Genomic DNA, 14,238 nt, shown 5'->3' with positions numbered 1-14,238 from the left:
CTGTGGCAGCGCGAGGTACTCGGCTCGGAAGACGATCCGGCGAGTGTGCTCTCGGCCCAGGCGGAATTCTGGAAGCGCACCCTCGCGGGCGTTCCGGACGAGCTGAACCTGCCGATGGACCGCCCGCGCCCGTCGGTACAGTCGTTCGCAGGCAGCAAGGTCGGGTTCGCACTCGATGCACAGACCCACCGCGGCCTTGCGGCGCTGGCCCGCCGGACCGGCACGACCATGTTCATGGTCCTGCACACCGCGTTGGCGGTGTTCCTTGCGCGGATGTCCGACTCCGAGGACATCACGATCGGTACGCCGATTGCGGGTCGCGGCGAGTCGGAACTCGACGACCTGATCGGCATGTTCGTCAACACCCTGGTCTTGCGCAGTCACGTCGATGCCGGGGACGGGTTCGAGGATCTGCTGTCGCGCGTGCGGGAGTCCGATCTCGAGGCGTTCGCACACGCCGACATCCCGTTCGAGCGTCTCGTGGAAGTGCTGAAGCCCGAGCGATCCACCGCGAGGCATCCGCTGTTCCAGGTGGTGCTCTCGTTCGAGAACATGCCGGAAACAGCCCTCGAACTGCCCGGGCTGAGTGTGTCCAGCGTGCCGTTCGACCTCGACATCGCGAAGTTCGACCTCGGGCTGACTCTGCGAGAACATGTCGATGCTTCCGGAGATCCGGGCGGAGTGTCCGCGGAATTCTCTTACGCGAGTGCACTGTTCGATCACAGGACGGTCGAGCGGTTCGCGGAGCGATTCACGCGACTCGTGAACGGTATCCTCGCCGGAACCACGACACCGGTCGGAGACCTGCCCCTGCTCGGCGACGAGGAATTCGCGCAGCTCACCCGCATGCGCGGGCACGAGGTGATCACCGAACCGAAGACCCTCGCGGACTTCCTCACCATCGGTGTGACGATGGATCCCGATGCCGTGGCAGTCCGCTACGAAGGGCGCTCGATCACCTACCGCGAAATCGACGAGACGTCGTCGAAGCTCGCCCGGTTGCTCATCGGCCGTGGAATCGGAGCGGAGGACTTCGTCGCCGTCTCGTTCCCGCGTTCGTACGACATGGCGGTCACCGTCATGGCCGTCGCGAAGACCGGCGCCGCGCACATTCCGGTGGACCCGACCTACCCCGCCGAACGCGTGCGGTACATGCTGTCCGATTCCGGTGCAGCGCTGGGGATCACGTCGACGCAGTACGTCGCTGGTTTGCCCGATGACGCGGAATGGCTGCTCGTAGACGAGCCTGACTTCGTCGCGGAGGTCGACGCGCGCGCGTCCACACCCATCAGTGACGCGGACCGTGTGCGACCCACCCACGTGGATCAGCCCGCTTACCTGATCTACACGTCGGGTTCGACAGGGCAGCCCAAGGGCGTCGTCGTCACCCACTCGGGCCTGGCCGGCCTGAAGGACATGGTCACCGATCTGTACGGGGTGACCTCCGAATCGCGCTTCCTGCAGATCTGCTCGCCGAGCTTCGACCCGTCGGTGCTCGAGTGGATGGCAGCGTTCTCGTTCGGTGCGACGTTGGTCATCGTGCCGTCCACCATCATCGGTGGCCCGGACCTCGCAGAGCTGCTGCGCACCGAGCGGGTGACGCACACGATCATCACCCCGGCGGTGCTCGGGACGATGGAGTCCGACGGCGTCGACAGCTTCGAGGTCCTGTCGGTCGGTGGCGACGTCACCACTCCGGAACTGCTTGCGGAGTGGTCGAAGCGCACGACCTATGTCAACGCGTACGGGCCCACCGAGGCCACGATCGTGTCGACCTTCGGACAGATGGTGCCCGAGCGTCCGATCACCATTGGCGAGCCCATCGTCGGGATGACCACCCTCGTGCTGGATTCACGCCTGCGGCCGGTTGCGGCAGGCATGGCAGGTGAGCTCTATGTGGCGGGCCGGGCGCTTGCCCGCGGTTACCACCGCCGAAATACCCTCACCGCTGAGCGATTCGTGCCCAACCCCTACGGCGAGCCCGGCGACCGCATGTACCGCACGGGCGACGTGGTGCGGTGGCGGGCGGTCGAGGATCGCCTCGAGCTCGAGTTCGTGGGGCGCAGCGACTTCCAGGTGAAGGTGCGCGGTTTCCGTATCGAACTCGGCGAGATCGACGCCGTGCTCTCGGCACACGGCACCGTCAACTGGTCAACCACTGTCGGTCGTTCCACGGCGTCGGGTGCGACGGTGTTGGTGTCGTATGTGTTGCCGGTCAAGGGCCGGACTGTGGATGTGGCGGGGTTGACGGAGTTTGTGGCTCGGTCGTTGCCGCCGCATATGGTGCCGTCGGCGATTGTGGTGCTCGATGAGGTGCCGTTGACGCCGGTGGGCAAGTTGGATCGTGATGCGTTGCCGGAGCCGGTGCTCGCCGAGCGTAAATATCGTGCGGCTGCCGGTGAGGTCGAGGAGATCATTGCGGAGGTGTTCGCGGAGGTTCTGCACCTGGAGAAGGTGAGTGTGGACGAGTCGTTCTTCGCGCTCGGTGGTGACAGTATCGTGTCGATTCAGTTGGTGTCGCGGGCGAAGGCTCGTGGTGTGGTGTTCTCGCCGCGGGATGTGTTCGAGCGGCGTTCGGTGGCGGGCCTTGCCGAGGTGGCAGTTCGGAGCGACGAGTCCCAGGGCATCGTGCGACTCGAGGAACTGCCCGGTGGCGGTGTCGGTGATGTGCCGTTGACGCCGATCATGCGTGAGGTGCTCGGGTGGCCGGGTGGCTTCGACCGGTTCTCGCAGACCATCGCTGTCGACCTTCCGCAGGACATCACCGCGGACGTGCTCGAGCGAACCATCGGTGCCGTGGTGGATCATCACGACGCGCTGCGGTCGATCCTCGAACGCATCGGCGACGAGACGACGCTGCGCATTCGCGCGGCGGACACCGTCGACTCCGCATCCTTGATCGCCAGGGTCGAGGTCGCTGCCGAGATCTCCGATGCAGAGCTGACCGAGATCGCTTCGCACGAACTCGATTCTGCGCTCGGACGTCTCGACCCGTTCGCCGGGTCGGTGCTGCAGTTCGTGTGGTTCGATTTCATCGGCGGCTCCCGGCCGGGTGTGTTGCTGATCGTTGCCCACCACTTGGTGATGGACGGTGTGTCGTGGCGAATCCTGTTGCCGGATCTCGGTCTTGCGTGGGGACAGATCGTTTCCGGGCAGGAGAAGGTCGAACTCGCCGCGGTCGGCACGTCGCTGCGTCGGTGGGCACACGGCCTCGTCGAGGCGGCGCCGTCGCATCGCGACGAAATGGAACTGTGGGAGCGAGTTCTCGGTGAACCCGACCCACTGCTCTCGCAGCGTCCTTTCGACCCCGCGGTCGACGTCACCTCCACCGTGGAACGCATCGAGCTGACTCTGGATTCACGCCGAACCGAGGCGTTGTTGACGTCGGTGCCGTCGTTGTTCCGCGGTGGTGTTGCCGATGGTCTGGTGGCGGCGTTGGGGTTGGCGTTGGTGCGGTGGCGTCGTGATCGTGGGGTCGAGTCGTCGTCGGCGTTGGTGAAGTTCGAGGGTCACGGCCGTGAGGAAGCGGTGGTGCCGGGTGCGGATCTGTCGCGGACGGTGGGGTGGTTCACGAGTGCGTATCCGGTGCGGGTGGATCTGGCCGGTGTCGACGTGGACGACGCATTCGCCGGTGGGGATGCGGTCGGTGCTGCGGTCAAGGCTGTGAAGGAGCAGTTGCTGGCGATTCCGGACAAGGGCATGGGCTTCGGTTTGTTGCGGTTCTTGGATGGTGAGTCGTCGGAGCGGTTGGCGGCGGTGGTGAAGTCGCCGCAGATCAGTTTCAACTATCTGGGGCGGGTGTCTGCTGCGGATGTGCCGGAGGAGTTGGCGGCGATCGGGTGGGCACCGACACAGGCCCTCGGCCAGGTCGATGCTGCACTCGACGCCGATATGCCGGCGAACGCTGCGATCGACATCAACGCGATCGTCAACGACGGGCCGGACGGACCGCAACTCGGTGCCGGAATCGCATTCCCCACCGGCCTGCTCGACCGGGACGACGTCGAGGAATTCGCGCAGCACTGGCGCGCAGCCCTCGAGGCCCTCGCCGGACACGCCTCCGCGCCCGGTGCCGGCGGGCTCACTCCGTCCGACGTGCCGCTGGTGAACGTGACCCAGGCAGACCTCGAACGGTGGGAATCTCGGTACCCGGCGCTCGGCGACGTGTGGTCGCTCTCGCCGCTGCAGTCCGGTCTGCTGTTCCACGCGTTGATGACCGGCGACGACGACGTCGACGTGTACACGATGCAGGCCGTGTTGGATCTCGAAGGCACCGTCGACGCAGAGCGTCTGCACCGAGCAGCCCAGGGACTGCTCGATCGACATGCGAACCTGCGCACGGTCTTCGTCACCGACAACGAGGGCGATTCGGTCCAGTTGGTGCTCGACGAGGTGCAGGTGCCGTGGCGCACGGTCGACATGTCGTCGGAGGTCGCGGCCTCCGGCGTGACCGCCACCGTCCCGTTCTGGCGCGACGAGGAGACCCGCGGGTTCGTGATGGACACCGGGCCGCTCATGCGGTTCGTGCTCGTCTCGCTCGGCGATGATCGTTACCAACTCGGCGTGACCACGCACCACGTGCTGGTCGACGGCTGGTCGATGCCGCTGCTCATGCAGGATCTGATGGCCCTGTACGCAACCCGCGGCGATACGTCGATGCTGCCGCGTGTCCGGTCGTACCGCTCGTTCCTCGAATGGGTCGGCACACGCGACCTGGATGCCTCGCGCGCGGCCTGGTCGCACGTGTTCGACGGATTCGACGAGCCGACATTGCTCGCCCCGCAGTCACCCCGACATCCGGGCGAGCAGGGCGACGACCGCGTCAAGATCGAGCTGGACGCGCAGCGCCTCAATGCGATCAGCGACGCTGCCGCGCGCCTCGGCGTCACCGTGAACACTCTTGTGCAGGCCGCATGGGGTGTGCTGATCGGTCGGCTCACCGGCCGCGACGATGTGGTGTTCGGCGCGACCGTCTCCGGGCGTCCCGCCGACCTGTCCGGCGTCGAGTCGATGGTGGGTCTGTTCATCAACACCCTGCCGGTACGGGTGTCGTTCGACCCCGACGAGCCCGTCGTCGAGTTCCTCGGCAGGCTGCAGAGCGAACAGGCAGCGCTGCTCGAACATCATCACCTCGGCCTGACCGACATTCAGCGGGCCTCGGGCCCGGCGGTCGCATTCGACACCCTCACGGTGTTCGAGTCGTACCCGCTCGACGAAGAAGGCCTCGCCCAGCAGGCCTCGTCGATCGACGGTATGTCCGTCACGGGTGTCGGTACGCACGACGCAACGCACTACCCGCTGAGCTTGTTCGTTCATGTCAAGACAGGCATGGAAGTCGAACTGCGCTACCAGCGTGCTCTTTTCGACCGTGACCAGGTGTCCACGCTCGTTGCCCGCTTCGTGCGCGCACTCGAATCGCTCGCTGCGCAACCCCAGAATCAGGTGGGCGACATCGAGCTCCTCGATGCTGAGGAACTCGACAGGATCCTCCACGACTGGAACGATTCGGCGCACGAACTCGACGCGTCGACATTGCTCACCGACCGCTTCGACGCGCAGGTGGCACGCACACCGGGCGCCGTCGCACTCGTCTACGAGGGTGAATCCCTCACCTACGCAGAGTTCGACGCTCGTGTTACGCGCCTCGCGCGACACCTGATCGCACAGGGTGTCGGTCCTGACGCGTTGGTGGGATTGGCCATCCGGCGGTCTCTCGACCTGATGGTGGGCATGTATGCGATCGTCCGGGCCGGTGGTGCGTGGGTGCCGATCGATCCGGACCATCCCGCCGACCGTGTCCGGCACATCCTCGACACGGCCGATCCGGTCTGCATCGTGACGACGGCCCGCGACGAGTTCGAGGTGCCGTCGGACCTCGCCCTCCGGTCGATCGCCATCGATGTGCTCGACCTGTCGGACACCTCGTCCGCACCGATCACGGATGCGGATCGGATCGCCCCGCTGCGTCCCGACAACACCGCCTACGCGATCTTCACGTCGGGCTCCACAGGACGTCCGAAGGGCGTCGCGGTGACACACCGCGCGATCGTCAACCAGACGGAATGGATGCTGCACGAGTTCGAGATGACCTCGGACGACGTGTACTTCCAGAAGACAGCCACCACGTTCGACGTGTCGCTGTGGGGCTTCTTCATGCCGCTGAGCGTGGGTGCCCGACTGGTGATCGCCACCCCGGACGGCCACCGCGACCCCGCGTACCTGTCCGAGGTCATCGCGCGCGAACAGGTCACGATCACCGACTTCGTGCCGTCGATGCTCACGGTGTTCGCCGCTCACGCCGACGCCGCGGAATGCCGTACTCTGCGCGATATCTTCGTGATCGGTGAAGCACTGCCACCCGAGACGATCGACGGCGTCCGCCGGATCAGCTCGGCAGACATCGACAATCTGTACGGCCCCACAGAAGCAGCCGTATCCGCCACCTATTGGCAGGCACCGGCGACCGGCTCGGTCGACATCGTGCCGATCGGTGTCCCGGAATGGAACGTGCAGGCCTACGTCCTCGACGGCCGGCTCCGGCCGGTTCCCGTCGGTGTATCGGGAGAGCTGTATCTCGCGGGTGTCCAGCTCGCGCGCGGCTACGTGCGCCGGCCCGACCTCACCTCCGATCGGTTCGTGGCGAACCCGTACGGGGAACCCGGCGACCGGATGTACCGCACGGGCGACCTCGTGACCTGGGACGAACAGGGCGCACTCGAATACATCGGCCGCACCGACTTCCAGGTGAAGTTCCGCGGTCAGCGCATCGAGCTCGGTGAGATCGAAACCGCTCTGCTGGCCCACGATTCGGTGAACCAGGCCGCGGTGCTCGTGGTGCAGACGCCTACCGGCGACCAGCTCGCCGGATACGTCGTGCCGACACCGGGGCGGAACATCGACACCGGAGAGCTGGTCGACTCCGTGTCGGAGACACTGCCCTCCTACATGGTGCCGTCCGCATTGGTCGTCCTCGACGAGTTCCCGCTCAACACGTCCGGCAAGCTCGACCGCAAGGCCCTGCCGGCACCGACCTTCGAAGCGCGGGAGTTCCGTGCTCCGACGACACCGATCGAGGAGATCGTCGCGACGACCTTCGCCGATGTTCTCGGCGTCGAGCGGGTCGGCCTCGACGACGACTTCTTCGCGCTCGGCGGCAACTCGCTGATCGCCACGCAGCTCGTCGCACGTCTCGGGTCGGCGCTGGATGTACGGATCCCGGTGCGGGTGTTGTTCGAGTCTTCGACGGTGCACGCGCTTGCCGCGCAGGCAGAGCAGCACACCGGTTCTGTGCGTCGGGCACCGTTGGTGCCGCAGCAGCGCCCGGATCGGGTGCCGCTGTCGCTCGCGCAGCAGCGCATGTGGTTCCTCAACCGCTTCGATGCCACGTCGAGCGCCGACAATCTTCCTGTCGCAGTGCGTCTGACCGGCGCGCTCGACGTGGATGCATTGCAGGCGGCGGTTCGTGACCTGCTCGATCGGCACGAGGTGCTCCGCACGATCTACACGGAGGACGACGGTCGTCCCTACCAGCAGATTCTCTCGGTCGATGAGGCGCTGCCGAACCTCGATGCTGTGCAGGTCGACGAAGCCGAACTGCCCGCGAGGATCCTGGAGATCGTGGGAACAGGGTTCGACGTGACCACGCAGGTCCCGTTGCGTGCGGTGCTGTACCGGCTGGGGGAGTCCGTTCCCGATCATGTGCTCGTGTTCGTGGTCCATCACATCAGTGCCGACGGCTGGTCGATGGCTCCGCTCACGCGTGATGTCATGGCCGCCTATGTATCCCGTGCGGCCGGTGAAGAACCCGCATGGGCTCCGCTTCCGGTGCAGTATGCGGACTTCGCGCTGTGGCAGCGCGAGGTGCTCGGTTCGGAAGACGATCCGGAGAGTCTGCTGTCGACGCAGGCTCAGTACTGGAAGCGCGCACTCGCCGGTGTTCCGGACGAGCTGAACCTGCCGATGGACCGTCCGCGTCCGCCGGTGCAGTCGTTCGCCGGTGGTCGGGTCGAGTTCGCGCTCGACGCGTCCACGCATCGTGCGCTGGCGGCACTGGCCCGCCGGACCGGCACGACGATGTTCATGGTCGTCCACACCGCGTTGGCGATCTTCTTGGCACGTATGTCCGACTCCGACGACGTGGCGATCGGCACGCCGATCGCGGGTCGCGGCGAGTCGGAACTCGACAACCTGATCGGCATGTTCGTGAACACTCTCGTGTTGCGGAGCAGGGTCGATGCGGGCGAGCCGTTCACGGATCTGCTGTCGCGGGTTCGTGAGACCGACCTCGAAGCGTTCGCCCACGCGGATATTCCGTTCGAGCGGCTCGTCGAGATCGTCGAACCCGAGCGGTCGACCGCACGGCACCCGCTGTTCCAGGTGGCCCTGTCGTTCGAGAACCTGCCGTCGGCGGGACTCGAACTGCCGGAGCTGAGCGTGTCCGGGGTGCCGTTCGATGTGGACACCGCGAAGTTCGACCTGTCGCTCACGTTGCGCGAGAGCATCGGAGAAGACGGTGCACAGACCGGCATGTCGGCCGAGTTCTCCTACGCGAGTGCGTTGTTCGATCACAACACCGTCGAGCAGTTCGCCCACCGGTTCGAACTGTTGCTCGCGGGCATCCTCGCGGATCCGCAGGCACCGGTCGGGGATCTCCCGATGCTCGGCGACGACGAGTTCGGCCGGCTCACGCATGTCCATGGGGATCACGTCGGTGCAGGTGGATCTCTTGCCGACATCCTCACGGCGGCGGTGACGCTCGATCCGAATGCAACTGCGGTCCGGTACCAGGGGCGTTCGATCAGTTACCGCGAACTCGACGAGACCTCGTCGAAGCTCGCACGGATCCTCATCGGACGCGGTGTCGGTCCGGAGGACATCGTCGCGGTGTCGTACCCGCGGTCGTACGAGATGGTTCTGAGCGTGTGGGCGATCGCGAAGGCCGGTGCCGCGCACCTGCCGGTCGACCCGACGTATCCCGTCGACCGGGTCCGGTACATGCTGGCCGATTCCGGTGCGGTCCTGGGTATCACGTCCTCGACCTATCGGGACGGGCTGCCCGGCGACTCCGACTGGATCGTGCTCGACGATTCGGCGTTCGCGAGCGAACTCGACGGACAGTCGGCGTTGCCGGTGGGCGCCTCCGACCGGGTGCGTCCGCTGTCGCTGTTCCACCCGGCCTACGTCATCTATACATCGGGTTCGACGGGCCGCCCCAAGGGCGTTGTCGTCACGCACCAGGGTCTCGGCGGGGTGGTGGATACCGCTGTCGAGCTGTACCACCTGCGCGCCGGCCATCGTTTCCTGCACATCTGCTCGCCGAGTTTCGACCCGTCGGTGCTCGAGTGGATGGCAGCCTTCACGAGCGGCGCGACGTTGGTCATCGTGCCGTCCACCATCATCGGTGGCCCGGACCTCGCCGAGCTGCTGCACAGCGAGCGGGTCACGCACACGATCATCACGCCTGCGGTACTCGGGACGATGGATCCGACCGGTATCGACAGCCTCGAGGTCGCGTCGGTCGGCGGCGACGTCACCACACCCGAACTGCTCGCCAAGTGGGCACCGGGACGTAAGTACTTCAACGGGTACGGCCCCACCGAGACGACGATCATCTCGTCGTTCGCGCGGCTCGAACCGGGACGTCCGATCACGATCGGTCATCCCACGCACGGTGTGTCCGCACTCGTGCTCGACACGCGGTTGCGTCCCGTCCCCGAGGGCGTCGCCGGTGAGCTGTACATGGCCGGCGCTGCGCTTGCCCGCGGTTACCACGGCCGTAGCGCTCTCACCGCCGAGATGTTCGTTGCCAATCCTTACAGCCCGGACGGTTCACGCATGTACCGCACGGGTGATGTGGTGCGGTGGCGTGCCGGCGAAGACCGGCTCGAGCTCGAGTTCGTGGGGCGCAGCGACTTCCAGGTGAAGGTGCGCGGTTTCCGTATCGAACTCGGCGAGATCGACGCCGCCCTGGCCGCACACGAGACCGTCGACTTCGCCGCAACCCTCGGTCGTTCCACGGCGTCGGGTGCGACGGTGTTGGTGTCGTATGTGTTGCCGGTCAAGGGCCGGACTGTGGATGTGGCGGGGTTGACGGAGTTTGTGGCTCGGTCGTTGCCGCCGCATATGGTGCCGTCGGCGATTGTGGTGCTCGATGAGGTGCCGTTGACGCCGGTGGGCAAGTTGGATCGTGATGCGTTGCCGGAGCCGGTGCTCGCCGAGCGTGAATATCGTGCGGCTGCCGGTGAGGTCGAGGAGATCATTGCGGAGGTGTTCGCGGAGGTTCTGCACCTGGAGAAGGTGAGTGTGGACGAGTCGTTCTTCGCGCTCGGTGGTGACAGTATCGTGTCGATTCAGTTGGTGTCGCGGGCGAAGGCTCGTGGTGTGGTGTTCTCGCCGCGGGATGTGTTCGAGCGGCGTTCGGTGGCGGGCCTTGCCGAGGTGGCAGTTCGGAGCGACGAGTCCCAGGGCATCGTGCGACTCGAGGAACTGCCCGGTGGCGGTGTCGGTGATGTGCCGTTGACGCCGATCATGCGTGAGGTGCTGGGGTGGCCCGGTGGCTTCGACCGGTTCTCCCAGTTCGTCTCCGTGACGCTTCCTCAGGACATCACCGGTGAGGTGCTCGAGCGGACTGTGGGCGCGGTCGTGGGTCATCACGACGCGCTGCGGTCGATCCTCGACGGCGACGGAGACGGCATCTCCTTCCGGGTGCGCGCTGCCGGCGACGTGGACGCCGGATCGCTCATCACCCGCATCGACGTGTCCGCCGATATCAGCGACGAGGATCTCACGGCCGTCGCCGGACGCGAGATCGACGCGGCACTGGGTCGCCTCGACCCGTTCGCCGGGTCGGTGTTGCAGTTCGTGTGGTTCGACTTCGGTCAGGCCGGTCGCGCCGGTGTGCTCGCCGTCGTCGCCCACCACCTGGTGGTCGACGGTGTGTCGTGGCGAATCCTGTTGCCGGATCTCGGTCTTGCATGGGGGCAGGTCGTCTCCGGGCAGGATGTGCAGCTTGCCGAGGTCGGTACGTCGTTGCGCCGCTGGGCACACGGCCTCGTCGAGGCCGCGCCCGACCGGCGCACCGAACTCTCCCTGTGGGAGCAGATTCTCGAAGGCCCCGACCCGTTGCTCGGGGCGCGGCCCTTCGACCCGTCCGTCGATACGGCGTCGACCGTCGAGCGCTTCGACATCAGCGTGCCCGCCTCGGACACCGAGGCGTTGTTGACGTCAGTGCCGTCGTTGTTCCGCGGTGGTGTTGCCGATGGTCTGGTGGCGGCGTTGGGGTTGGCGTTGGTGCGGTGGCGTCGTGATCGTGGGGTCGAGTCGTCGTCGGCGTTGGTGAAGTTCGAGGGTCACGGCCGTGAGGAAGCGGTGGTGCCGGGTGCGGATCTGTCGCGGACGGTGGGGTGGTTCACGAGTGCGTATCCGGTGCGGGTGGATCTGACCGGAATCGACGTGGACGACGCATTCGCCGGTGGGGATGCGGTCGGTGCTGCGGTCAAGGCTGTGAAGGAGCAGTTGCTGGCGATTCCGGACAAGGGCATGGGCTTCGGTTTGTTGCGGTTCTTGGATGGTGAGTCGTCGGAGCGGTTGGCGGCGGTGGTGAAGTCGCCGCAGATCAGTTTCAACTATCTGGGGCGGGTGTCTGCTGCGGATGTGCCGGAGGAGTTGGCGGCGATCGGGTGGGCACCTACGGACGCCCTCGGCAAGCTCGACGTGACCCAGGACGAGGACATGCCCGCGAACGCGGCGGTCGACATCAACGCCGTGGTCAGTGACGGTCCGGACGGTCCTCAGCTGGGCGCGAACATCGCGTTCCCGGTGGGCCTGCTCGACCGTGACGACGTCGACGAACTCTCACAGCACTGGATTGCGGCGCTGAGCGCGCTCGCGCAGTACGCGACGGGGCCGGATGCGGGTGGCCTCACCCCGTCGGATCTGCCGCTTGTCGACCTCGATCAGGCCGAGATCGAACATTGGGAGCACCGGTACCCGGCACTCGGCGACGTGTGGCCGCTCTCGCCGCTGCAGTCCGGTCTGCTGTTCCATGCCTCGATGACCGACGAGAGTCACGTCGACGTGTACACGATGCAGGCCGTGCTCGACCTCGAAGGCACCGTCGACGCAGAGCGTCTGCGCGGTGCCGGTCAGGCGCTGCTCGACCGGTACCCGAACCTGCGCACCGCGTTCGTCACCGACGACGAGGGCGACTCGGTCCAGTTGGTGCTCGACGAGGTCGAACTGCCTTGGAAGCAGGTCGATCTCGGGGCTGTACCGGCAGACCGTCGCGAGGCGGAACTGGCAAAGGTTCTCGCAGCCGAGCAGGCCCGCCGGTTCGACATGGACACCGCTCCGCTGATGCGGTTCCTGCTCGTCAAGGAGGCCGACGACCGGTACCACCTCGCGGTCACGAGCCACCACATCCTGCTCGACGGCTGGTCGATGCCGTTGCTCATGCAGGACCTGATGGCGCTGTACGTGTTGCGTGGGGACCAGTCGCTGCTGCCGCGTGTCCGGTCGTACCGGAACTTCCTGTCGTGGTTGGCAGAGCAGAATCGGGACGACTCCCTCGACGCGTGGGCCGACATGTTGCGCGGGCTGGAGGATCCGACGATCCTGGCGCCGGTCGTCCGCGACGCGGACAACGACACGATCGCCAAGGTGTCGGTGCTGTACGACACCGAACGCACCGCGCAATTGACCTCACTTGCGGGGCAACTCGGCGTCACGGTCAACACGTTCGTCCAGGCGGCATGGGCGGTTCTTGCAGGCAGGCTGACCGGACGGGACGACGTGGTGTTCGGCGCGACGGTCTCGGGGCGTCCCGCCGACCTGCCCGGTGTCGAGTCGATGGTGGGTCTGTTCATCAACACCCTGCCGGTGCGAGTGAACGCCGACCCCGACGAGTCGGTCGAGGCCCTGCTCACCCGTCTGCAGGCGGAGCAGGCCGGACTGCTCGATCACCATTACGTCGGTTTGTCCGACATCGAGGAGCGCACGGGCACCCCGATCGGATTCGATTCACTGTTGGTGTTCGAGTCGTATCCGATCGACCGCGAAGCGCTGTCCGACGCGGCAGGCTCGATCGACGGGATGACCATCACCGGTGTGGGCGTCAAGGATGCGACGCACTACCCGATCACGTTGCTCACCGTGGCGGACACCGCGATCGACTTCACGTTCAAGTACCTCGAGCGCTTCTTCGACGAAGCCGCCATCTCGCGGGTCTCCGAACAGTTCGTTCGGGTGCTCGACGCGTTCGTTGCCGACCCGGATTCGCCGGTGGGAGACATCGACCTGCTCGGTGCCGACGAGGCGGCGCGCATCGTCGAGGAGTCGGGGCCGGCGGCTCCGGTCGTCGTGTCGGCGGCGCGCACGCTGGCCACCGTCCTCGGTGAGGTCATCGAGGAGGATCCGTCCGCGCCGGCTCTGGCCGTACCGGCGGACGCCGGTACCGGCGAGGAAGGAAGAGAGTTCTCGTATCGGGAACTCGACGAGCGGTCGTCGCAGCTTGCACGTGTGCTCATCGCGCGCGGTCTCGGCACCGGCGACGTCGTGTCGATCGCGATGCCGAGGTCGGTGCACTCGGTGGTTGCGCAGTGGGCGGTCGCGAAGACCGGCGCTGCCCTGGCAGTGGTCGATCCGCAGCGGTGGACCACTGTCCTGCAGTCGGGTGCGGTGCTGGGCTTGACCATCGCCTCCGTTACGGACGGCGAGCCCGTCGGAGAATGGCTCGTGGTCGATGACGAGGGCGTTGCGCAGGACGTCGCAGCAATGCCGTCGGACCCCGTCACCTATGCCGATCGTGTGCGTCCGGTCGAGCCTTCGGACCCGGCGGTGGTTCTCGATTCGCGGATACTGTCGAACAAAGAACTGGTCGACCTGCTCGGCACCCTCCGAGATCGGTACTCGATGACCTACGAGTCCCGGAGCGTCGCGGTCGCGCGCGCAGGGATCGACGGCGCGGGTGCGGAGGCACTGGCGCTCGAACAGCTGCTCGTCACCGCCGCCGGGGCCGTCGTCGTCCTGGTACCCGAGGGCATCGTGGGTGGTGAGGACCTCGACGGCGTCCTCTACAACGAATGGGTCACGCACGCGCATCTGCCTGCGTCGTCCTTGGAGACTTTGGAACCAGGCCTCGAGGACCTCGCGGTGGTCGTGGTGCTCGACGAAGCTCCCGCGGGAGTTCTCGCACAGTGGCGGAGTGCACATCACGTGCACATCGCTACTGACCAGCACTGA

At 66.3% G+C, this 14,238-nt stretch carries 1 protein-coding gene (only partly in view); it reads left to right on the top strand.

From position 1 onward, the window contains the following. Window positions 1-14,238 carry the final stretch of a non-ribosomal peptide synthase/polyketide synthase gene (locus ACFWCF_RS25030; RefSeq protein WP_378567476.1) on the top strand. 15,432 nt of this gene lie to the left of the window's left edge, so the window shows 14,238 of its 29,670 coding nt (coding positions 15,433-29,670); its start codon lies off the left edge, out of view; the stop codon is at window positions 14,236-14,238.

This window comes from Rhodococcus sp. NPDC060090 (genome assembly GCF_042729855.1).
Lineage (GTDB): Bacteria > Actinomycetota > Actinomycetes > Mycobacteriales > Mycobacteriaceae > Rhodococcus.
Note: the sequence above shows the minus strand (reverse complement) of the source record. Positions and strands in the feature narration are given on the sequence as shown.